This is a genomic window from Pseudomonas sp. FP1740, assembly GCF_030687165.1.
Taxonomy (GTDB): Bacteria; Pseudomonadota; Gammaproteobacteria; order Pseudomonadales; family Pseudomonadaceae; genus Aquipseudomonas.
Map to the genome: position 1 here is coordinate 3,468,667 of NZ_CP117461.1, position 25,130 is coordinate 3,493,796.

The following is a 25,130-nucleotide window of genomic DNA, read 5'->3' on the forward strand; positions in this document are numbered from 1 at the left end:
ATATGAGAATGAGTTTCATCATGTTACAAATTAGCACCCTAACTAATTACTCCCCGGTGCTGAATGCTCGTTCCTTTTCTGATCATGCTGCGCGAAGGCATCGAAGCCGCGTTGATCGTTGGCATTATCGCCAGTTACCTCAAGCAGACCGGTCGCGGCCAATGGATGCCGGCAGTGTGGGTCGGTGTATTCCTCGCCGCCGCGCTGGCCCTGCTGGTCGGCGGTGGCCTGGAACTCGTCAGTGCTGAATTCCCGCAAAAGCAACAAGAGCTGTTTGAAGGTGTGGTCGGTTTGCTGGCCGTCGGCATTCTCAGCTCCATGGTGTTCTGGATGCGCAAGGTGGCGCGTTCGATCAAGCATTCGCTGCACGTTTCCCTCGATCAGGCGCTGACCGGCTCCAGGCATCAAGTGACCGCGCTGATCGCCATGGTGTTTTTCGCCGTCGCCCGGGAAGGCCTGGAAACGGTGTTCTTCCTGCTCGCCGTGTTCCAGCAAAGCGAAGGCCCGGCCGCACCGCTCGGCGCCCTGCTCGGCCTGGCCCTGGCGATCATCGTCGGCTTCCTGATCTACACCGGCAGCCTGCGCCTGAATCTCTCGGCGTTCTTGCGCTGGACCGGTCTGTTCATTCTGGTGGTAGCCGCCGGGATTCTCTCCAACTCAGTGCAAGCCCTGCATGAAGCCGGCGTGTGGAATCACCTGCAAACCGTGCTCTTCGATTTCAGTGCCACGCTGCCGATGGACGGCCCGCTGGGCTCGGTGCTGGCCGGGATGTTCGGCTACCAGGACGCGCCGACCGTCAGCACTCTCGGGGCGTATCTGCTTTATCTGTTGGTGGCGCTAGTGATGTTTTTTCTCCCGGCGGCCGCGCCCGCGCAAATACCCTCTTCCGTTTCCAGCCAGTAAGGGCCTTCATGTCAACGCCAGTTCCTCCAGTGGCTTCCCCTCCCCGCGCCTTGCGCTGGGCGGTAGCCGGATCGGTGATCGTGATGATCGCCGCCGGTGGCCTGTTCTACTACGCCTCGAAAATGGCCGCCGCCAAGCGCCAGAGCAACCACGACCAAGTGCTGGTCACCCTTCACCCGCACAGCTGCGAACCGAATGCGCTGACGGTTCCGGCCGGTCGCACCAGTTTCCGTATCGTCAACCGTTCGGACCGTGCCGTCGAATGGGAAATTCTTGACGGCGTGCTGGTGGTCGAAGAGCGCGAGAACATCGCCCCTGGCCTGAGCCAGGTGATCAACGCCAACCTGTTGCCCGGCGACTACGCCATCACCTGCGGCTTGCTGAGCAACCCGCGCGGCACCTTGCATGTCAGTCCGACCGCCGCATCCGATGCGGCGGCCAAGGCGCGTCCGTCGATGGTGGCGTTCATTGGCCCATTGTCGGAATTTCGCGTGTACCTGAGCAGCCAGAGCATCGCCTTGATCAAAGCCGTCGCCGCGCTTGAGCAAGCGATCGAGGCCGGCGACCTGAGCCAGGCGCAAGCCTTGTATGTGCCGGCTCGCGCAGCCTATCAACGGTTGGCTCCAGCAGCCCAGCGCCTGGCGGAGCTGGACAACGCGATCAACGCCCGCGCCGATTACTTCGATAAGCGCGAGCAGGATCCGGGCTTCGTCGGCTTCCACCGCCTCGAATACGCGCTGTTCCAACAACGCAACCTCGACGGTCTGACGCCTGTTGCACAACGGCTGAGCATCGATGTCGCCAATCTCAAACAGCAACTGCTGGCCCAGTCGCTACCACCGGAACAACTGGTGAGCATGCTGGTGCGCAACCTCAACAGCCTCGCCGAGGTACGCGCCAGCAGCGGTGAAGAAGAACGCTACAGCCACTCCGACCTGAACGGTTTCGCCGCCAACCTCGACGCGACCCGCAAAGTCGTCGACCTGTTGCGGCCGTTGCTGAGCAAACCTGCCGCTGAACTACTGGCGAAAATCGACAGCGCGGTCACGGCCTTCGACGCCGAACTCAACGGTTTCAAGGTCAAGGATGGCTACGCCAGCTACGACACTGTCAGCGCCGAACAGCGCAAACGTATCGCCGACAAGGCCAAGGTTCTGGCCGATGCACTCGATGGAATCGATCCCGCCCTTGGCCTTTCCGGCCTGTAATCAGAAGACCTCAGACAGATGAACGACTCAGAACAGTTTTCAGCACAACGCCGTCGTGTATTGATGGGTATGGGAGCCGCCGGTGTGGCGATAGCCGGTTCGGCCCTGAGTTGCCCGGCCATGGCCGCCAGCCCCGCGCAAGTCACCGAAGCACCCAGCAGCGACAAGACCGAGGACCGCCACGCCTTCCACGGCCCGCACCAGACCGGCATCGTCACCCCGCGCCCAACATCCGGCATGCTGGTGTCGTTCGACGTATTGGCCAGCGACCGCGGTGACCTGGAACGGCTGTTTCGCACGCTCAACGAGCGTATCGCATTCCTGATGCAAGGCGGTCCGGTGGCCCAGGTCGACCCCAAATTGCCGCCGCTGGATTCGGGGATTCTTGGCCCGGTGGTCACGCCGGACAACCTGACCATCACCTTATCGGTGGGCGAGTCGCTGTTCGACGAGCGCTTCGGTCTGGCCGGCGCCAAGCCCAAGCGGCTGATCCGCATGGTCGGTTTCCCCAACGACGCACTGGAGGCCGACTGCTGCCACGGTGACCTTAGCCTGCAGTTCTGCTCCAACACCGCCGACACCAACATCCACGCCCTGCGCGACATCGTGAAAAACCTTCCGGACCTGTTGCTGGTGCGCTGGAAACAGGAAGGCAGCGTGCCTCCACAAGCCCCGACGAAACCCGGTGTGCCGGCGCAAAGCGCACGCAACTTTCTGGGTTTTCGCGACGGCTCGGCCAACCCCGACTCCAACGACGCCAAGGCCATGGACCGCATCGTCTGGGTCCAGCCCGGCAGCGACGAACCGGCCTGGGCGGTCAACGGCAGCTACCAGGCGGTGCGGATCATCCGCAACTTCGTCGAACGCTGGGACCGCACGCCGCTGCAAGAACAGCAAAGCATTATCGGCCGGGTCAAGAGCACCGGTGCACCGATGGATGGTGCGCATGAAACCCAAGTCCCGGATTACGCCAAAGACCCGGAAGGCAAGCTGACCAAACTCGACGCCCACATCCGCCTGGCCAACCCGCGCACCGCCGCAACCCAGGCCAACCTGATCCTGCGCCGACCGTTCAACTACTCCAACGGCGTGAACAAGAACGGTCAGCTGGACATGGGTTTGCTGTTCATCTGTTACCAGGCGGATTTGCAAAAAGGCTTCATCACCGTGCAGACCCGACTCAATGGCGAGCCGTTGGAGGAATACCTGAAGCCGGTTGGCGGCGGGTACTTCTTCACCCTGCCGGGTGTGACCGGCGACAAGGACTTCATCGGCCGCTCGCTGCTCAACGCCACACAACCCAAAGCCTCAGTCTGACCCTTACCACTCCACGGAACCGTCCCATGAAAAAGTCGCCCCTCACGTTACTGCTGACCCTTGGTTTGCTCAACACCCCGTTTTCGGCTTTCGCGGCGACGGCGCCACTGGAGTTGGTGGGGCCGATCTCTGACTACAAGATCTACGTCACCGAACAACTGGATGAACTCGCCAGCCACACTCAGCAATTCACCGATGCAGTGAAAAAAGGCGACCTGGCCACCGCGAAAAAGCTCTACGCACCGACCCGCGTCTATTACGAGTCGATCGAACCGATTGCCGAGTTGTTCAGTGACCTCGATGCGTCCATCGACTCGCGGGTCGACGACCACGAAAAAGGCGTGAAGGCCGAAGACTTCACCGGTTTCCATCGCATCGAATATTCATTGTTTTCAGAGAACAGCACCCAGGGTCTGGACAAGCTGGCTGACGGCTTGAACAAAGACGTGAAAGACCTGCAAACCCGCGTCGCCGGCCTGACCTTCCCACCTGAAAAAGTCGTCGGCGGCGCCGCTGCGCTGCTTGAAGAAGTGGCCGCCACCAAGATATCCGGCGAGGAAGATCGCTACAGCCACACCGACCTCTATGATTTCCAGGGCAACATCGACGGCGCGAAGAAAATCGTCGATCTGTTCCGTCCGCAGATCGAGAAGCAAGACGCGGCATTCATGGCCAAAGTCGACAAGAACTTCGCTACGGTGAACAAGACGTTAGCCAAGTACAAAACTGCAGGGGGTGGTTTTGAAACGTATGACAAGGTGAAGGACAGCGACCGCAAAGCGCTGGTCGGGCCGGTGAATACGTTGGCTGAGGACTTGTCGATGTTGCGGGGGAAGTTGGGGTTGAACTGAATATCGGCGTTGTCTGTGAAAAGATCGCAGCCTTCGGCGGCGCACAGGCGCGGAGCTGCCGAAGGCTGCAATCTTTGCTTTTGAACCCTACAAAATCCGATACAACAACCGCTCAATCCTGACGCGACTCACACGCTTGAGAAACTTGGCCACCCCCGCCGGGTAATCCGGCAGCGTTTGCAGATCCAGGTAACGCTCAATACGGCGGGTGTGCTGGAAAATCTCCGCCAGTTCCTTGCCACGCGGCTCCAGCAACTCGCCTTTCGGATCATCAATCAGCAACGCGTTTTCCAGGTCGAGACGGAACGCCCGTGGATTGAGATTGTTGCCGGTCAGCAAGGTGTAGCGCTGATCGATCCACATGCCCTTGAGGTGATAGGTGTTGTCGCCGTCCTTCCACAGATGCAGGTTCAGCTTGCCGCTGTCGATGTTGCGCTGATGACGCTTGGCGAAACGTCGCAGGCTGATTTCGTAGAGGTATGGCAGCGCCGCGATCACCTTGAACGGCTCGCTGGGCGGGATGTAGAAATCGTTGGCGGTCTTGTCGCCGACGATGATGTCGATCTTCACGCCGCGAGCCAGGGCCCGATTGATTTCCCGGGTCACCGCCAGCGGCAGGTTGAAGTACGGCGTGCAGATGGTCAGCTGATGCTGCGCACTGGCAATCAGCTCGCAGATCACCCGACTCAACGGGTTGTTCTTGCCCACACCGAGCAACGGACTGACCGATAAACCGCCCTTTGCCGTGCTACCCGCCGTGGTGTCGTACGCCGCGTGCTTGAGACGGCTGCGCAGGTCGCCGATGTCGTGGCGCAGACTGCGGGTGGTCGGCAGGTTCGGCAGGTCGAGGCGATGCACCGCTTTGGAGGTGATCAAACCGTGCTGGATCAGATGATGCATCGAATCGGCCAGCGCCTGATTCTGCAGCAGGTGATAACGGTCGAAGCGGTACTTGTCGAATTTGTGCAGGTAAACGTTGTTCAGGCTCGCGCCGCTGTAGATCACGCAATCGTCGATCACGAAGCCCTTCAAATGCAGCACGCCGAACAGTTCGCGGGTCTGCACCGGCACGCCGTACACCGGCACTTCGCTTTCGTGGGTGCGGGTGGTTTCCTGATACCAGGCCGAGTTGCCCGGTTGCTTGCCGGCACCGATCAAGCCGCGCTGGGCGCGCAGCCAGTCCACGACCACCACCACGTCCAGTTCCGGACGCGCCAGTTTGGCCGCGTGCAGGGCATCGAGGATTTCCTGGCCGGCCTCATCCTGTTGCAGGTACAGCGCAACGATGTAGATGCGCCGGGTCGCCTGAGCGATTTTTTCCAGCAGGCAACGACGGAACTCGGCAGCGCCAGAGAGGATGGTGACGGCATCGGCGGTCAGCGGAAAACTGCGCAATTTAGGCAGCAGAGAACGTTTGAAAAGCAACGGCATAGGGCTCGCAAAGGGTCGAATCCGAAGAGCCTGAGAGCTTACACCATGGATGGGTTTGGGTCTTGTTACTGTCTGTAAAGACCCCGCACCGATCGTTCCCATGCGCAGCAAAGGAATGCATCTCGTGACGCTCTGCGTCGCATTAACGCTGGACGCGGAGCGTCCATGGCGGCATTCCCACGCAGAGCGTGGGAACGATCACTGAAAAAAAGTTGACCAAGGAGAACGATCATTCTACTGTTAGCCACATGAACGAAATCACTAGCAACGACACACGCGACATCATTCTGGATGTCACCGAAAAGTTGATCTACAAAAGTGGCATCGCTGCCACCGGCATGGATCTTCTGGTGAAAACCGCCGGCGTCTCCAGAAAAAGTATTTACCGCTACTTCGCCAACAAGGAGGAGCTTGTCGTCGCGGCCCTGCAACGCCGCGATGAGCGCTGGATGCACTGGTACCGGAGCGAAGTCGGCAAGGCCCAAAACCCGGCCGAGCGGCTGCTCAACCTGTTTACCGTGCTCAAGGCCTGGTTCGCCTCCGAAGGCTTCCGCGGCTGCGCATTCATCAATACCAGCGGCGAAACCGGCGACCCGCAAGACCCGGTTCGCCTGGTCGCCAAAGACCACAAACAGAAGCTGCTCGACTACGTGCGCGAGCTCTGTACCGAATATGGCGCAACAGACCCGGAGACGCTGGCCAGACAGCTGCTGATCCTGATCGACGGTGCCATTACCGTAGCGCTTGTGATGGGTGATCACAGTGCCGCCGATAATGCGCAATGCATGGCGCGAAAGTTATTGGACCTGTAACACTTTAAATAAGCCCGACAACTTGCTTGAACGTTAATTTGATAGGGAGACTTAATATGTCTACTGCCGAAGTTCGTCCGCCATTGCCGCCGTTTACCCGTGAATCGGCCATCGAAAAAGTTCGCCTGGCCGAAGATGGCTGGAACTCCCGTGACCCGGAACGGGTGTCTCTTGCCTACACCCTGGACACCCAGTGGCGTAACCGCGCCGAGTTCGCCCACAACCGCGAAGAAGCCAAAGCTTTCCTGACCCGCAAATGGGCCAAGGAACTGGACTACCGACTGATCAAGGAACTCTGGGCCCATGGCGACAACCGCATCGCCGTGCGTTACGCCTACGAATGGCACGACGACTCGGGCAACTGGTTCCGTTCCTATGGCAACGAGAACTGGGAGTTCGACGAGAACGGCTTGATGTTCAACCGCTACGCTTGCATCAACGACATGCCGATCAAGGAAAGCGAGCGCAAATTCCACTGGCCACTGGGTCGCCGGCCGGATGATCACCCAGGGTTGTCTGACCTGGGTCTGTAACATCACCTCACCGATCGTTCCCACGCTCTGCGTGGTAATGCCGCCACGGACGCTCCGCGTCCGCCGTGACGCAGAGTGTCACAAGATGCATTCCCACGCGGAAGCGTGGGAACGATCGGCTCAGGTCGCCGCAGAAGTTGGATATGGGTAAGATACCGGCCTTTTCCCGCAGCCCTCTTCTGCGCCCTGCCGAATAAGCCCCATTCCATGCCTTTCGAACTCAGCGTTGACCTCACTACCTTGGCCGTTCTGGCTCTCGTCGCTTTCATTGCCGGTTTCATTGACGCCATCGCTGGCGGTGGCGGTCTGTTGACCACCCCGGCACTGCTGACCGCCGGCCTGCCGCCGCATCTGGTACTGGGCACCAACAAACTCAGTTCCACCTTCGGATCGGCCACCGCCAGTTTCACCTTCTACCGGCGCAAGCTGTTTCATCCACGGCAATGGATGCACGCCATCGTCGGCACGTTGGTTGGTGCGCTCAGCGGCGCCATCGTCGCTCATTATTTGCCGGCGGAATGGCTGAACAAGATGCTGCCGGTAATTGTGTTCGCCTGCGGCCTGTATCTGTTGTTCGGCGGCACACCGAAAGCGCCGCTGGACAGCGATGCACCGATCAAGAAAAAGTGGCAATCGAGTCAAGGCTTCAGCCTCGGTTTCTATGACGGCGTGGCCGGCCCGGGAACGGGAGCGTTCTGGACCGTCAGCAGCCTGCTGCTCTACCCCATCGACCTGGTCAAGGCCAGCGGCGTGGCGCGCAGCATGAACTTCGTCAGCAATATTGCGGCGCTGTCGGTGTTCATCTTTTCCGGGCAAGTTGACTGGATTATCGGCCTGAGCATGGGCCTGTCGGTGATGGTCGGCGCCTTCTTCGGCGCGCGCACCGCCATCAGCGGCGGTGCGAAATTCATTCGTCCGGTGTTCATTACGGTGGTGCTCGGCCTGACCGTGCGCCTAGCCTGGCAGCACTGGTTCAGCGTGGCCTAAGCGCCGCGCCACGTAGACGTCGATCAGGTAGCGGGCAATCGAGCGTGACGCCGGCAGCGGCGGCAGCTCGTGCACGTTGAACCACTGGGCGTCTTCGATCTCGTCTTCCTGACAGACAATCTCGCCACCGGCGTACTCGGCATGAAAACCGAGCATCATCGAATGGGGGAACGGCCAGCACTGACTGCCCATGTACTGGATGTTCTTGACCTCGATCTGCACCTCTTCGCGAACCTCGCGAATCAGGCAATCTTCGGCCGACTCACCCGGCTCGGCAAACCCCGCCAACGTGCTGTAGACCCCGGTGACAAAACGCGGCGAACGGGCCAGCAGAACCTCGTCGCCACGGGTCACCAGCACAATCATGCTCGGCGAAATACGTGGGTAGCTGCGTAAATCGCATGGCTCGCAGTACATTGCCCGCTCGCGCGGCACCTGGATCATCGCCTGCCCGCAGTTGCCGCAAAAACGGTGCTCACGGGCCCAGGTACCGATTTGCGCGGCATAGCCCAGAACCTTGTAGACGGTGTGATCGCCATCGAGCATGAACGCCCGCAGGCCTTTCCAGTTACAGCCCGGCACGTCGCTGTGACTGCGCAGTTCCAGCAGGTACACCGGTTCGCCATCCAGGTGACCGATGCCGTGCTCGGCGAGAACCGACAAGTCCTGACGCTTGAGCCATTCCCGTGGAAACAGCGCGCCATTGTCATCGAACAGAAAGCCTTCGGGGCTGCGCGCCACGGCCCAGCCGCCGGGTTGATCGGTGTCCAGTACTGCGGTGGTCCAGCGTGAAATCATGGTTAATCAATCCAGAAATTCGGGTTTCTGTTTGCTCATATGGGCGGCCATGGCCACGCGCAGATCGGTGGACTGCAGCATGGCGGCGTTCCACGTGGCGACGTATTCGAGGCCGTCGTCGATGCGATGGTCGCGCATGTAGCTGATCATCTCTTTGGTACCGGTGATGGCAATCGGCGACTTGCCGGCGATTTCGCGGGCAATCCCCATCACGCCTTCTATCAGGCTGGCGGTGTCGCTGTAGACGCGATTGACCAGGCCAATGTTACGCGCTTCTTCGGCGCCAAAGGTGCGACCAGTGTAAGCCAGTTCACGCAGCATGCCGTCACCGATGATCCGCGGCAAGCGTTGCAAAGTGCCAACATCGGCCGCCATGCCGATATCGATTTCCTTGATGGAAAATTGCGCGTCCTGGGCCGCGTAACGCATATCGCAGGCGGAAATCAGATCGATGGCGCCGCCCAGGCAATAACCCTGGACCGCCGCCAGCACCGGTTTGCGGCAGTTGTCGACGGCGTTGAACGACGCTTGCAGCGCCAGGATCTTGCGCCGCAGCAGGCGCGCATTGCGGCCGACGTCCTTGCCCAGCTCATTGGCCACACCGGCGAGCATCATCAGGTCGATGCCGGAAGAAAAATGCTTGCCAGCGCCGCTGAGCACCACCACCCGGACTTCATCGGTATCATCGACCCACTGGAAAATCTCGATGATCTCGCTCCAGAACGCGGCGTTCATCGAGTTGATCTTGTCCGGACGGTTGATCTGCACATGGGCGATGTTATCGGCCAGTTCGACGCTGAAGGCGGTGTATTGAGACATGGCAGTGATCCTTTACCGGGCAGAAAATGAAGCCCGAACTATAACAAGGCATCCGTGCCGGCAGTAAGGCAGCGGTTCGGCCAAATGCGGGACTGGCTTCTGGATTTTCAGCGTCTGGACGGGCCTGCTCGCGATTGGCCGTACCACCGAAATTGTTAGAAACCGTCTTGGCGCGTGAACACAGTTGTCACTATGCTTGCACCCGACTTTCCAAGGAGGAACCTACCCCATGCCAATTTCTTCACGCGCTGCCTTACTGGTCATCGACGTACAAAACGACTTCATTCCCGGCGGTCAATTGCCGGTACCGGAGGGTGATCTGATTGTGCCCCTGATTAATCGTCTGGGTCGCCAGTTCAAACAGGTCATCATTGCCCAGGACTGGCACCCACCCGGCCACGCCTCGTTCGCTTCCAGCCACCCTGGGCGCAAGCCTTACGACGTGATTCAGTTGCCTTACGGTGAACAGACGCTGTGGCCGGAGCATTGTGTTCGCGCCACACCCGGCGCCGAGTTCCACCCGGAGCTGGACCTGCCCCACGCCCAATTGATCATCCGCAAAGGCTGCAACCCGGACATCGACAGTTATTCGGCATTCCTGGAGGCGGATCGAACCACTACCACCGGTTTGGCCGGGTACCTGAAAGAACGCGGCATAGACACGGTTTACATGGTCGGGCTGGCACTGGATTTCTGCGTGATGTTTTCTGCGCTGGATGCGCGGGCGGCGGGGTTCAATGCGTTTGTGGTGATGGATGCTTGCCGCGCGATTGATCTGGAAGGGTCGCTGGCGGCGGCGATTGAGCGGATGCAGGTGGCGGGGGTCGGGTTGATTGAGTCAACCGAACTGCTCGACTGAACTGCAGATCGTTCCCTCACCTGGCTCGTAGCAGCTGCCGAGCCCGCGAGGCTGCGTCCGAGGACGCAGTCCTCGCAAGTCCTGCGAATGCGGTTTTCCCGAAAGAACCGGTTACCTGGTTTTACGAGTGCTGCGCACTCGAACGCAGCCTCACGGGCTCGGCAGTTGCTACAGGTCAGGGCCGCCGCTCAGGTTCGGAACAAACCTACAAATGAACCGCCGGTTTCTGGCAATCACACTGATGATGGAAAGACTGACCACCTCGATATCACCCGCGCCAGTGGTGCAGACGTGCAGCAGAGTGCTCATGCGGCGACGCTGCTGCGCGATGGGGATATACGCCAGAAGTAGTTATCTCAGAAAGAGAATGAAAAATTATCTAATATTAACCAATCTCCTTCTGGGTTTTGGATCTCAATCCGCACAATACCGGCCTCAGAAAAAACAATTTTATTTGCAGAATTCAAGTTCAAAAGCAAAAATTGCTGCCCTAACAAGCCGTTCACCCCATAAAAATATGCGACATTCGTGGCGACATTCGTCGCTCCGTACCAGAACGAAACTTCGTTGCATGGTTTCTTCAAGTTTAACGCAATGCGTTGTGCTCCCGAGTCTTTGTAACCTATATGTAAAACTTGAAGTTCTGTTTTCTCCGGAATGGTAATAAAACCATCTGTAGTCGGTGCGATCCCCGTCATCCCACCCCCTGATACAAATCCTATTCTCATAACCGAGGTTTCGATCGTCTGACCTGAAACTATAATCTGTGTCAATTGGTTATCAAAATTTTCAGTGAGCGTACGCTGCACAGTCAACTCACGTATCGGAAACAAAACTGACCTAACCTGATCAGTGTTCTGGCCGAGCAAAACACTCAAGCTCACATTTGCCTTACTGTCATGTTTCAGACCTGCCAGTTCCTTTCTCCGCAACGGCACACTCAGTCCGGAACTCACTTCCTTCGTTGTTACTTTAAATGCTTTAAGTAGCGGAATCACATACTCGCCGCCTCCGCTATCGATCCCGACGCACTTGAGTTCAACTTCTTGCCCTTCCCGAATCCCCAACCAAGGCAGCACCTTCACCTCGGCATCACCTTCAAACTTGCTGAAATCCAACACCTTGTCATCCGGCGCTTGAGGCACCTTCGGCGTTGGCAGTCTCGGATCCCCGTCGACAACTTTCTGCACCGTCAACAATGTCGGTTTCGAGCGGGTCTTGACGCCGTTTCGCGTCAGCTCCCACGGCAATCGGATCACTGTGCCGTGCCGAGCAACCAGATCCTGAATCGTCAGGGTGTTATTAACCCGCTTATTGGCATTGAACACCTTGGCGGGAAACATCGGAAAACCCTCTGCCGTGACGGGACGGACAAGTTGAAGGCCTGTGTCGCCCGTTTGTGCCTTCGCAAACTCGATTCTAGCGATCAAGCCTTCCGGGTAGGCCAGCGGATCAACTACCAACCCCGGCACGCCGACCACTGTCACCAGCGGCAGCTCGATCAGCGCCTCCCCAATCACGTCAACCGTGGTCGTGAAGGATCGCCCTACTTCCTTGCCACCGCGCAGCAACTTGTATTTGAATCTGGCCGAACCGCCCACTGCCCTGACGAACTGTGCGTGGGGCACCGGTAGTTTGTAAATGAACGGTGCGCGATCCACGGTTTCCTTGAGAACCAGCACCTCGGACGAGTCCGTCGCCGAGGTGAACGTGCAGGTCAGCTCAATGATGTCGCCCCTGAGCCATGAACGTTGCGCGTGGACTTGAGCAATCGCTGGTTGGCCTGCGAGCTTGCCCAAATCGATGCTATCCGGATCGTCCGAGGCGTCGTTCGGGTCTTCGCTGACCAGCGGTGGCTCGTACCAAGTGCCGTTCAGGCTGACGAACAGTTCGATGGCCGCCGACCACAGGGCATCCAGATCCACGCTGTTACCGATCCAGTCCCATACGGTATAGGTCACGACACACTTGGGTGTGTCACCGATCTTTTTGAACACTGCTTCGTCGATCAAGATCTTCACGGGCTCGCCGGACTTCGCCTCATCCTCTGAAACCTCATGCTCAATCGACTCGCCGCCGCATCTTACGCGGATCTTGTCGAACGCTCGGGTCAGGGGATAGAAGGCCGTGCAGATCACACCTTGCCGGGCTTGCTCAGGGTATACACCGTCGTCCACCATCTGTGGCGGCAATACATTGATCCCCAGTTCAGAGTGCGACTCGTGATTGCCTTCGAGATCTTTAAGACCTGGCCGTCGCTTGTGAAACCAGGCTCGCAACGTCGTCGACGAGTCAATGTTTTCCGAGCCGCGCCGGATGGTGTAGTAGATTTCATTGAGCCCGTCGAACAGCGCTTTTACCGGCAAATACAGAATGAAGCGTTTGTCGGTCAGTGACTCGACGATAGCGACCGACACTACAACGCCGTTGAGATAGAGGTCGATGTTGTCACCGACTTCCTGCTCCAGATAGCCATCAACAAAGACTTTCACCCCTTCAGGGTAAAGGTAGGTCAGCGCCAGCGGAATCCCTCCATGAGCATTGATCGGGGCAGGTACGGTATCTTTCCAGCCTGGAATTCGTGGGGCGTAAAGGGTCAGCAGGTGAATGTCGGTCATCGCAGCGCTTCCTGTCAGTGACACCGCTCCAGGTGCAGAGAGGCTTCATTGATATGAGAGCGCTAAGGCCGGAGGCTTGGCTACTGTCATATCTGACAGGTAGGGCCTGATAATCGCTACCGTCTGTCAGCTGGAGCTTCGGCAGTCTTTCTGCCGTACCAATTAGGCTGGTTTTACGAGTGCTGCGCACTCAAACGCAGCCTCACGGGCTCGGCAGTTGCTACAACGAATGCGTCAGGCTGAGGTGGGCAGCCACAAACGGAACCGTGCGCCGCCCAATGGCGATGCTTGCGCGGTCAGCGTGCCGTCCTGCGCTTCCAGCGCTCGACGGCTGATCGCCAGCCCCAGGCCAAACCCGCCCGTGGCGCGATCCCGACTGCGATCCAGCCGATAGAACGGCTCAAAGATCCGCTCCCGCTCTTCATCGGGAATGCCAATGCCATCGTCGTCCACCCAGATCTCACAGCCTTTGGCGCACACCTGCACACCAATCTGAATCCGCTTCTCGCAATAGCGCATGGCGTTGCGCAGCAAGTTCTGGATCGCCCGGGCGGTCAATCGCGGGTCCAGCGAGAAGCGTTCGAGCTGACCGTGCAGCAGCACATCGATAACGATTTCCGGTGACTCAAGCTCTTCATCGACGCTGCCCAAAATACTGTCGATGAATTCATCCAGCGACACCTCGACCTGTTCCGGCAGCCGAGCCGGGTTTTGCAATCGGCTGTAGGACAGCAGCTCCAGCACCAGCTCATCCAGTTCGCGAATGTGCGCGACCAAGCCTTGCAGGCGTTCCCGGCTGGTGACCGGCAAGTCGTCGGACAGCGCCAGGGCCAGGCCGAAATCCAGCCGCGTCAACGGCGTGCGCAATTCGTGGGACACGGCGTTGAGCAAATCGCGCTGCTGGTTGAGCAGGTTTTCGATGTCGCCGGCCATGGTGTCGAACACGTTGGCCAGGCTGCCGATGTTGGAGCTGGGGGAAATCTGCGTGCGCTCGCTCAGGTGGCCCTTGCCGAAGCGTTCGGCGGTGCTTTTGAGACGTTCCAGGTCGCGCCAGTGCGGGCGCAGCCACAACAACAGGCAGGCCAGCATCGTCGCACCGATCAGCACGTTGATGCTCCAGTACAACCAACTGACATCCGTGGGGTCCGGTGGCACGACCATCTCCACCACCATCTGCTCGTTCAACGGTGTCACCGCCAGGGTACGCCAGCCCCAGTCGCCGATGCGTACCACGTTCTCCCCGCGCTGCAAGCGTTCGCGCTCATCCAGGGTAAATTCGGTATCGTCGTTGCGGGCCAAAATGATGTGCAGCGGCTGGAACTCCTTGTCCATCTCCGCCGCCAGCGCCGGCCACTGCTCGACAGGCACCGTACGAAACTGTTTGACGATCAGCGTTTGCAAACCTCGGGAGTAATCGAGGTTGTAGGTCACAAAACGCTCATGGAAGGCCTTGATCACCAGGTCCGGCACCAGGTAGATCGCCGCGCTGAACGAAACGATGGTCACCAGGTACAGACGAAACAGGATTCTGAACATGGTTCAACATTCCCACTCGGAGCGGCTGAACAGGTAGCCCTTGCCCCACACGGTCTTGATCTTGCGCGCCTCGCCGGCGTGGTCGTCGAACTTGCGTCGCAGTTTGGAGATGGCCACATCCACCGAGCGGTCGGTACCGTTGAATTCGATACCGCGCAGGCGTTGCAGAATCTGGTCGCGGCTCAGCACCTCGCCGGCATGCCGGGCCAGCACCACCAGCAAGTTGTATTCGCCGCTGGACAGTTCAACCAGTTGCCCACGCCAGGTCACAGTGCGCTCGGACAGGTCAATGCACAGGTTGCCCATGAGAATGCGGTCATTAGCGGTCTGCGGTTCGCTGAGGCTGCTGCGACGCAACAGCGTGCGTACGCGGGCCAGCAACACACGGGGCTCGCAAGGTTTGGTGACGTAGTCGTCGGCGCCCATTTCCAGGCCCAGCACCTGATCGTGACTGTCGTCACGGGCGGTGAGCATCAGGATCGGCAACGTCGCCGAATCGGCCCGCAGCAAGCGGCAGACCTGCAAGCCGTCGAGCCCCGGCAGCATCAGATCGAGAATCACCAGGTCCGGCGGACTGACCCGCGCGCGTTCGCGTACATGATCGCCGCGGCTGATCACGCTGACGGAATAACCGTTGCGTTCCAGGTAGCTGGCGATCAGTTCCGAGAGTGCGGTGTCGTCTTCGACCAGGAGGATGTTGGGCATGGGTGTTTCCAGAAAGTGCTGTGGCGACTGGCGGGGCCTCATCGTGGGCTTGCCCGCGAAGGCGGCCTGACCGTCGCAAAAAGTTTCAAGCTGCGAAGGATATACGCCCTCACGCATACGCGAGCAAAACCCTTACACAATTTCACACAGCACCAACAAAGCTTCACCGCTACCCTCATCGACTCCCCGTAGGATGCGGGTAGTCATTATTGGGGTATTTCCATGTCAAAGAATCTGCTTGCCACGCTCAGCCTGATTGCCCTGGCGTTGACGCTGAGCGCTTGTGACCAGTCTTCGACCGCCGAAGAATCGGCACCGCTAGCCACGGTGCGCATCGAAACCGTCGAAGCTCGTCCTCTGTCAATCAGCAGTGACTTGAGCGGGCGGATTGCCGCGCCACGAATTGCCGAAGTGCGTGCCCGGGTTGCCGGCGTGGTGTTGCAGCGGGCCTTCCGCGAAGGCAGCGACGTGAATAAAGGCGACGTTCTGTTCCGTATCGACCCGGCCCCCTTCAAGGCCGACCTGGACAGCGCCGAAGCCGCGCTGCGCAAGGCCGAAGCCAACGCGTTCCAGGCCAGATTGCAGGAGCAGCGTTACGCCCAGTTGATCGAAGGTAACGCCATCAGCGCTCAGGATTACGACAATGCCCGCGCCAACGCCCGGCAAACCGCCGCCGATGTCGCCGCCAACAAAGCCGCGGTGGAGCGGGCGAAATTGAACCTCGGTTATGCCACCGTCACCGCGCCGATTTCCGGGCGCATCGGTCGCGCGCTGGTAACTGAAGGCGCGCTGGTGGGCCAGAACGAAACCACGCCGCTGGCGCTGATTCAGCAGTTGAACCCGATCCACGCCGACCTGACGCAGTCGACCCGCGAACTCTACGACCTGCGCCGGGCCTTCCGCTCCGGCCAGTTAAAGGAAGTGGGCCAAGGCCAGGCCAAAGCCACGCTGATCCAGGACGACGGCAGCCTATATCCGTTGCCCGGCAAGTTGTTGTTCACCGACATCACCGTCGACCCGGGCACCGGTCAGATCATCCTGCGCAGCGAGTTCCCCAACCCGGACCTCGACTTGCTGCCGGGCAGCTTCGTTCGCGTGCGTCTGGAGCAAGCGTTCAATCAGCAAGGCATCAGCGTGCCGCAACGGGCCATACAGCGTGACAGTGCCGGCATCGCCCAAGTGCTGCTGCTCGATGCGGAGCAGCGGGTCGGTCAGCAACCGGTAGAGCTGGGCGCGGTGCAGAACGATCGCTGGATCGTCACCCGCGGCCTCAAGCCCGGCGACCGCATCGTCACTGAAGGCCTGCAACACGCGCGCCCCGGTGAAAAAGTCCAGATCGACAACACCCCTCTTCCACTTGCCCAGGTTTCTGGTCAGTAAGCAGGACGCTTTTTATGCCGCAGTTCTTTATCGATCGCCCGGTGTTCGCCTGGGTGGTTGCCTTGTTCATCCTGCTGGCCGGTGCGTTGGCCATTGGGCAGTTACCCGTGGCGCAATACCCGAACGTGGCGCCGCCGAAAGTCGAAATCTACGCCACCTACCCCGGCGCTTCGGCGCAGACCGTGGACGAAAGCGTGGTCAGCCTGATCGAGGGAGAACTCAACGGTGCCGACCATCTGCTGTACTTCGAATCCCAGAGCAGCCTCGGCAGCGCCACCATCACCGCGACGTTCCAGCCGGGCACCAATCCGGAAATGGCCCAGGTCGATGTGCAAAACCGCCTCAAAGCGGTTGAGTCGCGCCTGCCTCAGGCGGTCACCCAGCAAGGTTTGCAGGTGGAGAAAGTCTCCGCCGGTTTCCTGTTGCTGATCACCCTCACCTCCAGCGACGGCAAGCTCGATGACGTGGCGCTCAGCGATTACCTGGCGCGCAACGTGATGAACGAGATCAAGCGTCTGGACGGCGTCGGCAAGGCCCAGTTGTACGGCGCCGAGCGGGCGATGCGGATCTGGATCGACCCGCAGAAGCTGATCGGCTTCAACCTGACCCCGGCCGACGTCAACGCCGCTATCGTCGCGCAGAATGCTCAGGTTTCCGCGGGCAGCATCGGCGACTTGCCGACCCGCACCACTCAGGAAATCACCGCGACCGTTCTGGTCAAAGGCCAGTTGTCGACGCCTGAAGAATTCGCCGACATCGTGCTCAAGGCCAATCCTGACGGCTCCACCGTACGCATCCGTGATGTGGCGCGGGTCGAGATCGGCAGCCAGGAATATCAGTTCTCCACACGCCTGAACGGCAAACCGTCCACCGCCGTCAGTGTGCAACTGTCGCCGGGCGCCAATGCCCTGAGCACTGCAACGCTGGTGCGGGCGAAGATGGACGAGCTGGCGCGCTATTTCCCGGTCGGTGTCGAATACAAGATCCCGTACGACACCTCGCCCTTCGTCAAAGTCTCGATCACCAAAGTGGTTTACACCCTCGGCGAGGCGATGGTGCTGGTGTTTGCGGTGATGTTCCTGTTCCTGCAGAACATCCGCTACACGCTGATCCCGACGCTGGTGGTGCCGGTGGCGTTGATGGGCACGTTTGCGACCATGCTCGCGCTGGGCTTCTCGATCAACGTGCTGACCATGTTCGGCATGGTGCTGGCCATCGGCATCCTGGTGGACGACGCGATTGTGGTGGTGGAGAACGTCGAACGAATCATGGCCACCGAAGGCCTGTCGCCCAAGGAAGCGACGCGCAAGGCGATGAAGCAGATCACCGGCGCGATCATCGGCATCACCCTGGTGCTGGTGGCGGTATTCATTCCGATGGCGTTCATGCAGGGCTCGGTCGGGGTGATTTACCAACAGTTCTCGCTGTCCATGGCCACGTCGATCCTGTTCTCGGCGTTCCTCGCCCTGACGTTGACCCCGGCGTTGTGTGCGACGCTGTTGAAGCCGATCGCCAAAGGCGAGCATCACGAAAAAGCCGGATTCTTTGGCTGGTTCAACCGGCGCTTCGAACAATTGACCGAGCGTTATCAGGGCTGGGTCGCCTATGCGTTGAAACGCACCGGTCGTTACCTGTTGATTTATGGCGTGCTGCTAGTCGGCCTGGGACTGTGTTTCAGTCGACTGCCCTCCTCGTTCCTGCCGGTGGAAGACCAGGGTTACACCATCACCGACATCCAATTGCCACCGGGCGCGAGCAAGAATCGCACAATAAATGTGGTGGAGCAGATCGAAGCACACAACGCCACCGAACCGGGCGTCGGCGACAGCACAGTGATTCTCGGCTTCAGTTTTTCCGGTAGCGGGCAGAATGCCGCGCTGGCGTTCACCACACTCAAGGACTGGTCGGATCGGGGCAGCGACGACTCGGCGAGTTCCATCGCCGATCGCGCCAACATCGCGCTGAGCCAGATCAAGGATGCCATGGCTTTCTCGGTGCTGCCGCCGCCGGTTGATGGTCTCGGCACCTCCAGCGGTTTCGAGTTCCGCTTGCAGGACCGTGGCGGCCTCGGCCATGCCACGCTGATGAAAGCGCGCAGCGAATTGCTCGCCGCCGCCGAGAAAAGCCCGATCCTGATGAATGTGCGCGAAAGCGCCCTGGCCGAAGCGCCACAGGTTCAGCTGGAAGTCGACCGCAAACAGGCCAACGCCCTGGGCATATCCTTTGCCGACATTGGCAATGTGCTGACCACGGCGGTCGGTTCGGCCTACATCAACGACTTTCCCAACCAGGGGCGAATGCAGCGAGTGGTGGTCCAGGCTGAAGGCGATCAACGCAGCCAGGTCGCCGATCTGCTGAAGATTCACGTACGCAACAACGCCGAAAAAATGGTGCCGCTGTCGGCCTTCGTCCGGGCCAACTGGACCCAGGGCCCGGCGCAATTGACCCGATACAACGGCTACCCGGCCATCAGCATTTCCGGCGAACCGGCGCCCGGTTACAGCACCGGCGAAGCCATGGCGGAAATCGAACGGCTGGTGGCGCAAGGCCCGGCGGGGTTGGGTCAGGAATGGACCGGGTTGTCGTTGCAGGAACGCTTGTCCGGCAGTCAGGCGCCGATGCTGCTCGGTCTGTCGCTGCTGATCGTGTTCCTGTGCCTGGCGGCGCTGTATGAGAGTTGGTCGATTCCGACCTCGGTGCTGCTGGTGGTGCCGCTGGGTGTGCTCGGCGCGGTCCTGGCTGTGACCCTGCGCGGGATGCCCAATGACGTGTTCTTCAAGGTCGGGCTGATCACCATCATTGGCCTGTCGGCGAAGAACGCGATCCTGATCATCGAGTTCGCCAAAAGCCTGTATGACGAAGGTCATGACCTGATCGATGCCACGCTGCAAGCGGCGCGCCTGCGGTTGCGGCCGATCGTGATGACATCGCTGGCGTTCATTCTTGGGGTGGTGCCGTTGGCGATTGCTACCGGGGCCAGTTCCGCAAGCCAGCAGGCGATCGGCACCGGGGTGATCGGCGGGATGATCACGGCGACATTGGCGGTGGTGTTTGTACCGGTGTTTTTTGTGGTGGTGATGAAGTGGGTGAAGCGTAAAGCGAAAGGATAGATCAAAGCTTCTCGGGCGATGCCAACAGCTGTCGCCCGAGAAGATATTTAACGCATATAAAATATCGTTATTACTAACAAGCCCCTTACACCTGTCATATCTGACAGTAGCCGAAATATCTCCTGGACCCATAAGCTGCACGTTCTAATCATCAATCATACCTACACGGCTTGATTCAGGAGCGCCCCATGAAAATTACAACAACCGGTACGGTCACAGCGGAAGTGAAAGATGGCCCCAAGTATGTTAGCAATGAGTTTTACCGCTTCTACAAAGACCCCAAAACAAATCAATGGAATGCACAATCGGCTGATCGTAAAGATGAAAAAAATGTGATCCAGTTGTCTTTCCGATTCCCCTCCAACGGTAATGAAACCTACCAGATCAACAACAGTAATGACGCAACGAGCGCAAGTGCATCGTGGACCGTTTACTCCGTAAACGGAATCCGACCTTTAATTGCAACGTCAGGTGAGTTGACCAACGTCAATCTCGACATCCCCAACGGGACGGCAAGTTTTAATTTTTTTTTCATAGCAGAGTCTGGAGGGCAAAAAGTGATTGTCAGCGAGGGCTCGTGCGAATATCAAAACTTTGATGACACCCTGTCAATTGTAAAGGCTGATACCGCCGACACCTTCACGGCTAAACTTGAGGGCGGCGCATATAAAGAATACAACGCCAATAGATTTCAGCTGGAGGCCCTCCCCGCAGACCCGGTTATTGGCCCGAATACTCCACATTGGCGCGCCTGGTCCCAAACCTATTCCTTAGATGTACCCAACCGCGCGCTGAATTCAGTCAATATCTTATGTGCCTGCGACCTCGGACCTGGCACTTATGAACTGACCGCCTTCAAGGATAAAATCCGCGTAAGTTACAGCGAGTATCATCAGGGAATAGTAGGTTACCTGGCACAAAGCGGCAAACTGGTGATCGAGGAAGTGCCTGTTGCGGGTTCATCGCAAGGTTTCACGGGCTGCCTGGATTTCATCAGTGAAATAGCCTCCGACGGGAAGCAGATTACGTTTAATAACGGACGTTTCACTTTCAACAATAATCCTCAGATCCCTTAATGGGCTGACTTCGGCCACCGCCGATTTTGAAAGTGGCGTGTCGATCCAAAACGCTCAGATCACTCACTCATTCCTGTCTTTTTAGCCGCTGCGAGCACCTCGCGGCGGCTATTCCCCACATTACAGGCGCACCTCTCCTGTATTGCCCAGTAAATGTCGGCGGGCCATCCACAGATTCGACAGCGCAAACAGCGTCACCAGCTGTGCCGTGTTCTTGGCCAGGCCATGGAAGCGCGTCTTCACATAACCGAACTGGCGCTTGATCACCCGGAACGGGTGCTCGACCTTCGCCCTTACCTGCGCCTTGGCTTTTTCGATTTTGCGCTTGGCTGTGTACAGGACGCTGCGCTTGCCCAGTCTCTGGTAGGTGCTGCGCCGGGCGGCAATTTGCCAGATGACTTGGCGACCTTCCTGCTCGGGGCGTTTCTCCACTCCGGTATAACCGGCATCGGCACAGACCACGTTTTCGTCGCCGCGCAGCAGCTTGTCGACCTGCGTGACATCTGCCACATTGGCTGCCGTGCCCACCACGCTATGCACCAGTCCCGACTCGTCATCCACACCGATATGGGCCTTCATGCCGAAGTACCATTGATTGCCTTTCTTGGCCTGGTGCATTTCCGGGTCGCGCTTGCCGTCCTGGTTCTTGGTCGAACTCGGCGCATGAATCAGCGTGGCATCGACGATGGTGCCCTGGCGCAGCGACAGGCCGCGATCACCCAGATAGCCATTGATCACGCCCAGAATCCCTGCCGCCAGCTGGTGCTTTTCCAGTAGGCGACGGAAGTTGAGGATGGTGGTTTCGTCGGGAATGCGCTCCAGGCTCAGCCCAGCAAACTGGCGCAGAATAGTAGTTTCATACAGTGCCTCTTCCATCGTTGGATCGCTGTAGCCGAACCGATTTTGCATCAGATGGACACGTTGCATCGCCATCAGCGGATAGGCTGGACGACCACCATTACCCTTCGGGTGGAGTCGGGGTATTTTGCCAAAATCAGGAAGTCTTTTTGAGGGTTTCCCTAGTGGCTTGAACGGCTAGTTCATTGTCGTGCCGCTGCGGCCCGCGAGACGGTGTCCAGGCACGCTACGGTTGTGCGCCCGGACGGCCGCCTGCCGGCAGCTACACGCCCCCCCCATTACGCACTCAACAACGGTGCCTGATCATAATTCTTGGCATAGGCATTCTCCACCCCCGGCAAAATCTCGACGATGGTGAAATACCGATCCCAGAACGGCGTCTCCCGCAGATCCTCCACCAGCAGTTCATACGCATGATGACTGTCGGTTTCCCACAACCACAGATCGGTGACCCGCGCCGAATAGAACTCGATGTCGAAAAACCGCATCGAGACCTGCGCCGCATGCTTTTGCAAAATCGGCTCCATCTGCGTGCGCATCAGCTCAAAGCGATGCTCGACTGAAAACCCCAGCCATTCCTGGATGGTCTTGACCAACATGAAAACACTCAGTGATGTCGTTGCCATGATAATGATTCCTGGTAGTTGAAGAGTGGGGAAAGCCAATCCAGAATACGAGTCATAACTCATATTTAAAACTCGCATCCCGATCATGACCAAACACCGCGAAATGCCGCCCTTAACCCCCCGCAAACTCCCGACCCAGCGCCGTTCGGCCAACACCGTTGACACCATTCTCGAAGCCGCTGCTCGCATTCTCGAAACCGACGGCCTCGCCGCCTGCTCCACCAACGCCGTGGCGCAGCGCGCCGGCGTAAGCATCGGCTCGCTGTACCAGTACTTCCCCAACCGCGACGCCCTGACCGTCGCCTTGATCGAACGCGAAACCACTCAGTTGCTCGATGACGTCCAGCACGTCCATCAACACGACGACGCCCTCGCACGCATCCGCGCACTGGTCCAGGCCTCCGTCGCCCACCAGCTACGGCGCCCGGAACTGGCCAGAATCATCGACTTCGAAGAGCGCCGCTTACCGCTGCAAGAGCGCCATGAGCGCGTGGCCAACGTCATTCATACCGAACTGATAGCGGCGCTGACCCTTCCGTCAGCCCCGTGGGTCTGCGCCGATGTACTGGAGACCGCGCAAGACCTGCTGGCGATGGCCCACGGCATGATCGATGCGGCGGGGGAGCGGGGGGAGACGGATGCGGTGAGTTTGGAAGGACGGGTGATGCGAGCGTTGGTGGGTTTTTTGTGCGGGTAGTGGGCTGTCTGGGCCGGCTCTTGGCGGCCAGGAGACAAGACCGGATGGCGTAAGGGTGGTGATCGATTGTGCTCGGCGAACCTCTGACTGGAACGGTGGGCGAGAGGTGGCGCTATCGGAACTCTCTGGAAGCTCGGCGGGGGAAGTCCGAAAATGTTGCCAAAATCAGGAAGTCTTTTTCAGAATTTCCCTAGGCTTGACCTGAAAGGCAGCGCTTGATGCACCACTCACACCAGGGCTAAGGTGCTGAAAAGCCCCTGACCGTGAGTCTCCATGCCCTTCCTTGCCCGCACCCACCCTCGCCTGTCCGCCGCCGCCACCTTTGGCGTCGCGGCAGGCATTCTGGCTCCGGCCGATTCAATCCTCGGCAAAATCCTCATCGGCTGGAATGCCGGGGTCTGGACATATCTGGCCCTGATCATCTGGCTGACCATGCGCTCCAAAGCCGACGATGTGAAACGCATCGCCGAAGTCGAGGACGAAAACGCCGGGCTGGTGCTGTTCACCGTGAGCATGGCAGCACTGGCCAGCCTCGCCGCCATCACCCTCCAACTGGCAGGCAGCAAGGATCTGGACACTTATCACCGGCTGTTGCACTACGGCTTTACCGGGCTGACCATAATCGGCTCATGGTTGTTGATCGGGGTGATTTTCAGCCTGCATTACGCGCGGCTGTTCTACACCTGGGAAGGCAAGGAACCTGCGCTGCGATTTGCCGAGGGGCAGCTGAAGCCCGACTATTGGGACTTTTTGTACTTCTCGTTCACCATCGGCGTGGCCGTACAAACAGCGGACGTAGGCGTGGCCACCCGAGGCTTGCGCAAAATCGTGCTGGCGCAGTCTTTGATCGGATTCTTGTTCAACACGGCGATTCTCGGGTTTTCGATCAATATCGCGGCGGGTCTGTTTGGCTGATGACTGCACAAAAAATCTATGGTCACCCCCATTTTTGCAATACTGATTAATGGGTGAAGTGGTTGGCTTGCTTAAATCTATCCGGCGTCGATCCAGGGCATGCCCCGCGCCACGATGAGAGTGTCGTCGCCCAAGCAATGAGCGCACCCAGTCGGCCAGAGCCCCTTTCTGGTGTTCTAGCCTCTGCATATAGACCCGAGCACATTGAACCAGCAACTGCCTGAGGTGCTTGTCGCCGCGCTTGCTGATACCCAGCAAATTAGCCCTGCCGCCGGTGCTGTACTGCCTGGGCACCAAGCCCACGGAGGCGGCGAAGTCACGGCTGCATCGGTACTGCCTGCCGTCCCCCATCTCTACAGCCAGCAGGCTGGCGGTGATCGGCCCGACACACGGCAAGCTCAGCAAGCGGCTGCCGAGATCATCGTCGGCCAGTTGGCTTGCCAGCTCTTTATCCAGCGCCTTGATCTGTTCATCCAGATAACAGAAATGCTCATGCAAGCGCTGTAACAGGACTGTCAACCGAACGGGCAACTCATGCTCAGCCAAAATACTCGCCAACCGCTTCATGATCGCCAGGCCCTTGGGCAGGCTGATGCCGAACTCCAGTAGGAAACCATGCATTTGATTGGCGGTTTTGGTGCGATCGCGTACCAGCGACTCGCGCAGGCGATGCAGAACGGAAAGCGTCTGCTGCGCCTCTGTTTTAGGCGAAACGAAGCGCATCGATGGACGTGAAGCCGCCTCGCAAATGGCTTCGGCATCCACGAAATCATTTTTGTTGCCTTTGACGAAGGGGTGGACGAATTGCGGGGAAATCAGTTTGGCTTCATGCCCCATGGCCATCAGCTGGCGAGCGACGAAATGCGCCCCGGCACAAGCTTCCATCACCACGGTGCAGGCCGGCAGATTGCCAAAGAGCGTCATCATCTGTTGACGCGAGAGCTTCTTGCGAAACACCTCTCGGCCCAATTTGTGTCTTGGCCGTGCAGGTGGAAACTGTGTTTACCGAGATCGATCCCGATCAGCGCTGACTCGCTCATGATGATGGCCTCCGAAAACAAAACACCCTGCGAAAGCGTAGCCCTCGCAGG

Annotated in this window: 21 protein-coding genes and 2 pseudogenes; 13 read left to right on the top strand and 10 right to left on the bottom strand. The window is 59.0% G+C overall.

The features are described 5' to 3' along the window. Positions 1–63 precede the first annotated feature (63 nt). The 4 genes from efeU to efeO (PSH69_RS15610) are packed head-to-tail and all read left to right on the top strand — an operon-like array spanning position 64 to position 4,279. Entirely contained in the window at positions 64–903 is an 840-nt protein-coding gene (gene efeU, locus PSH69_RS15595; protein WP_305408972.1) for an iron uptake transporter permease EfeU, read from the top strand. An 8-nt stretch (positions 904–911) separates the two neighbouring features. After that, positions 912–2,111 carry an iron uptake system protein EfeO gene (gene efeO / locus PSH69_RS15600; protein WP_305408973.1) on the top strand — a complete coding sequence of 400 codons (1,200 nt, stop codon included), beginning with the start codon at positions 912–914 and terminating at the stop codon, positions 2,109–2,111. Positions 2,112–2,129: 18 nt separating this feature from the next. After that, positions 2,130–3,428, top strand: a complete 1,299-nt coding sequence (gene efeB / locus PSH69_RS15605) for an iron uptake transporter deferrochelatase/peroxidase subunit (RefSeq protein WP_305408974.1) — start codon at positions 2,130–2,132, stop codon at positions 3,426–3,428. Positions 3,429–3,454: 26 nt separating this feature from the next. After that, positions 3,455–4,279 carry an iron uptake system protein EfeO gene (gene efeO / locus PSH69_RS15610; protein WP_305408975.1) on the top strand — a complete coding sequence of 275 codons (825 nt, stop codon included), beginning with the start codon at positions 3,455–3,457 and terminating at the stop codon, positions 4,277–4,279. A gap of 87 nt (positions 4,280–4,366) precedes the next feature. On the opposite strand, the gene pssA is transcribed toward efeO (PSH69_RS15610), so the two are convergent. Beyond that, complete coding sequence (pssA, locus tag PSH69_RS15615) at positions 4,367–5,710, bottom strand: CDP-diacylglycerol--serine O-phosphatidyltransferase (protein WP_019649652.1); 1,344 nt, start codon at positions 5,708–5,710, stop codon at positions 4,367–4,369. 248 nt (positions 5,711–5,958) lie between these two features. Here pssA and PSH69_RS15620 point away from each other — a divergent pair, with 248 nt between their 5' ends. From PSH69_RS15620 to PSH69_RS15630, 3 genes are all read left to right on the top strand, one after another. Then, positions 5,959–6,522 (top strand): TetR/AcrR family transcriptional regulator, encoded by a 564-nt coding sequence (locus tag PSH69_RS15620; protein WP_305408976.1) that lies wholly within the window; start codon positions 5,959–5,961, stop codon positions 6,520–6,522. 56 nt (positions 6,523–6,578) lie between these two features. Beyond that, on the top strand, positions 6,579–7,055 hold the full coding sequence (locus PSH69_RS15625; protein WP_105346099.1) for a nuclear transport factor 2 family protein: 477 nt from the start codon (positions 6,579–6,581) through the stop codon (positions 7,053–7,055). 207 nt (positions 7,056–7,262) lie between these two features. After that, positions 7,263–8,042: a TSUP family transporter gene (locus tag PSH69_RS15630; RefSeq protein ID WP_019578834.1), complete on the top strand. Its 780-nt coding sequence runs from the start codon at positions 7,263–7,265 to the stop codon at positions 8,040–8,042. Here PSH69_RS15630 and nudC read toward each other — a convergent pair. Both nudC and PSH69_RS15640 read right to left on the bottom strand, forming a co-directional pair. Further along, on the bottom strand, positions 8,010–8,840 hold the full coding sequence (nudC, locus tag PSH69_RS15635; protein ID WP_305408977.1) for an NAD(+) diphosphatase: 831 nt from the start codon (positions 8,838–8,840) through the stop codon (positions 8,010–8,012). The two genes, PSH69_RS15630 and nudC, sit on opposite strands and share 33 nt — an antisense overlap. A gap of 6 nt (positions 8,841–8,846) precedes the next feature. Continuing rightward, entirely contained in the window at positions 8,847–9,659 is an 813-nt protein-coding gene (locus PSH69_RS15640; protein ID WP_305408978.1) for a crotonase/enoyl-CoA hydratase family protein, read from the bottom strand. Between the two features lie 229 nt (positions 9,660–9,888). Here PSH69_RS15640 and pncA point away from each other — a divergent pair, with 229 nt between their 5' ends. Next, entirely contained in the window at positions 9,889–10,518 is a 630-nt protein-coding gene (gene pncA, locus PSH69_RS15645) for a bifunctional nicotinamidase/pyrazinamidase (protein ID WP_305408979.1), read from the top strand. A gap of 168 nt (positions 10,519–10,686) precedes the next feature. Here pncA and PSH69_RS15650 read toward each other — a convergent pair whose 3' ends face one another. From PSH69_RS15650 to PSH69_RS15665, 4 genes are all read right to left on the bottom strand, one after another. Continuing rightward, positions 10,687–10,827 (bottom strand): hypothetical protein, encoded by a 141-nt coding sequence (locus tag PSH69_RS15650; RefSeq protein WP_305408980.1) that lies wholly within the window; start codon positions 10,825–10,827, stop codon positions 10,687–10,689. Between the two features lie 47 nt (positions 10,828–10,874). Then, complete coding sequence (locus tag PSH69_RS15655; protein ID WP_305408981.1) at positions 10,875–13,136, bottom strand: hypothetical protein; 2,262 nt, start codon at positions 13,134–13,136, stop codon at positions 10,875–10,877. Positions 13,137–13,370: 234 nt separating this feature from the next. Beyond that, positions 13,371–14,672 (bottom strand): ATP-binding protein, encoded by a 1,302-nt coding sequence (locus tag PSH69_RS15660; RefSeq protein ID WP_305408982.1) that lies wholly within the window; start codon positions 14,670–14,672, stop codon positions 13,371–13,373. Positions 14,673–14,675: 3 nt separating this feature from the next. Further along, a complete protein-coding gene (locus PSH69_RS15665; protein ID WP_018929113.1) occupies positions 14,676–15,377 on the bottom strand; it encodes a response regulator transcription factor in 702 nt (233 codons plus the stop codon). Between the two features lie 222 nt (positions 15,378–15,599). On the opposite strand from PSH69_RS15665, the gene PSH69_RS15670 reads away from it, so the two are divergent. The 3 genes from PSH69_RS15670 (at position 15,600) to PSH69_RS15680 (ending at position 20,943) form a co-directional block, all read left to right on the top strand. Continuing rightward, positions 15,600–16,757, top strand: coding sequence for an efflux RND transporter periplasmic adaptor subunit (locus PSH69_RS15670; RefSeq protein ID WP_305408983.1), 1,158 nt, complete (start codon positions 15,600–15,602; stop codon positions 16,755–16,757). Between the two features lie 14 nt (positions 16,758–16,771). Continuing rightward, complete coding sequence (locus tag PSH69_RS15675; protein ID WP_305408984.1) at positions 16,772–19,867, top strand: efflux RND transporter permease subunit; 3,096 nt, start codon at positions 16,772–16,774, stop codon at positions 19,865–19,867. A 188-nt stretch (positions 19,868–20,055) separates the two neighbouring features. Beyond that, positions 20,056–20,943, top strand: coding sequence for a hypothetical protein (locus PSH69_RS15680; RefSeq protein ID WP_305408985.1), 888 nt, complete (start codon positions 20,056–20,058; stop codon positions 20,941–20,943). Positions 20,944–21,063: 120 nt separating this feature from the next. On the opposite strand, the pseudogene PSH69_RS15685 reads toward PSH69_RS15680, so the two are convergent. Beyond that, a pseudogene (locus PSH69_RS15685) lies at positions 21,064–21,915 on the bottom strand (IS5 family transposase); the annotation flags it as partial. Between the two features lie 164 nt (positions 21,916–22,079). After that, entirely contained in the window at positions 22,080–22,427 is a 348-nt protein-coding gene (locus PSH69_RS15690) for a darcynin family protein (protein ID WP_305408986.1), read from the bottom strand. Positions 22,428–22,512: 85 nt separating this feature from the next. Between PSH69_RS15690 and PSH69_RS15695 the strand changes: the two genes are divergently transcribed. Beyond that, positions 22,513–23,124: a TetR/AcrR family transcriptional regulator gene (locus tag PSH69_RS15695; protein ID WP_305408987.1), complete on the top strand. Its 612-nt coding sequence runs from the start codon at positions 22,513–22,515 to the stop codon at positions 23,122–23,124. Positions 23,125–23,397: 273 nt separating this feature from the next. Continuing rightward, positions 23,398–24,039, top strand: a complete 642-nt coding sequence (locus PSH69_RS15700) for a DUF1345 domain-containing protein (protein ID WP_305408988.1) — start codon at positions 23,398–23,400, stop codon at positions 24,037–24,039. A gap of 114 nt (positions 24,040–24,153) precedes the next feature. Here PSH69_RS15700 and PSH69_RS15705 read toward each other — a convergent pair. After that, positions 24,154–25,079 (bottom strand): annotated as a pseudogene (locus tag PSH69_RS15705) (IS110 family transposase); the annotation flags it as partial. Positions 25,080–25,130: the final 51 nt, after the last annotated feature.

Coding starts and splice junctions, on each gene's coding strand:
- PSH69_RS15625 (WP_105346099.1), top strand. CDS start 6,579: ATGTCTACTGCCGAAGTTCGTCCGCCATTGCCGCCGTTTACCCGTGAA.
- PSH69_RS15690 (WP_305408986.1), bottom strand. CDS start 22,427: ATGGCAACGACATCACTGAGTGTTTTCATGTTGGTCAAGACCATCCAG.
- efeO (WP_305408975.1), top strand. CDS start 3,455: ATGAAAAAGTCGCCCCTCACGTTACTGCTGACCCTTGGTTTGCTCAAC.
- pncA (WP_305408979.1), top strand. CDS start 9,889: ATGCCAATTTCTTCACGCGCTGCCTTACTGGTCATCGACGTACAAAAC.
- PSH69_RS15640 (WP_305408978.1), bottom strand. CDS start 9,659: ATGTCTCAATACACCGCCTTCAGCGTCGAACTGGCCGATAACATCGCC.
- PSH69_RS15670 (WP_305408983.1), top strand. CDS start 15,600: ATGTCAAAGAATCTGCTTGCCACGCTCAGCCTGATTGCCCTGGCGTTG.
- PSH69_RS15650 (WP_305408980.1), bottom strand. CDS start 10,827: ATGAGCACTCTGCTGCACGTCTGCACCACTGGCGCGGGTGATATCGAG.
- nudC (WP_305408977.1), bottom strand. CDS start 8,840: ATGATTTCACGCTGGACCACCGCAGTACTGGACACCGATCAACCCGGC.
- efeB (WP_305408974.1), top strand. CDS start 2,130: ATGAACGACTCAGAACAGTTTTCAGCACAACGCCGTCGTGTATTGATG.
- PSH69_RS15655 (WP_305408981.1), bottom strand. CDS start 13,136: ATGACCGACATTCACCTGCTGACCCTTTACGCCCCACGAATTCCAGGC.
- PSH69_RS15695 (WP_305408987.1), top strand. CDS start 22,513: ATGACCAAACACCGCGAAATGCCGCCCTTAACCCCCCGCAAACTCCCG.
- PSH69_RS15630 (WP_019578834.1), top strand. CDS start 7,263: ATGCCTTTCGAACTCAGCGTTGACCTCACTACCTTGGCCGTTCTGGCT.
- efeO (WP_305408973.1), top strand. CDS start 912: ATGTCAACGCCAGTTCCTCCAGTGGCTTCCCCTCCCCGCGCCTTGCGC.
- PSH69_RS15665 (WP_018929113.1), bottom strand. CDS start 15,377: ATGCCCAACATCCTCCTGGTCGAAGACGACACCGCACTCTCGGAACTG.
- PSH69_RS15700 (WP_305408988.1), top strand. CDS start 23,398: ATGCCCTTCCTTGCCCGCACCCACCCTCGCCTGTCCGCCGCCGCCACC.
- PSH69_RS15675 (WP_305408984.1), top strand. CDS start 16,772: ATGCCGCAGTTCTTTATCGATCGCCCGGTGTTCGCCTGGGTGGTTGCC.
- PSH69_RS15660 (WP_305408982.1), bottom strand. CDS start 14,672: ATGTTCAGAATCCTGTTTCGTCTGTACCTGGTGACCATCGTTTCGTTC.
- PSH69_RS15680 (WP_305408985.1), top strand. CDS start 20,056: ATGAAAATTACAACAACCGGTACGGTCACAGCGGAAGTGAAAGATGGC.
- pssA (WP_019649652.1), bottom strand. CDS start 5,710: ATGCCGTTGCTTTTCAAACGTTCTCTGCTGCCTAAATTGCGCAGTTTT.
- PSH69_RS15620 (WP_305408976.1), top strand. CDS start 5,959: ATGAACGAAATCACTAGCAACGACACACGCGACATCATTCTGGATGTC.
- efeU (WP_305408972.1), top strand. CDS start 64: ATGCTCGTTCCTTTTCTGATCATGCTGCGCGAAGGCATCGAAGCCGCG.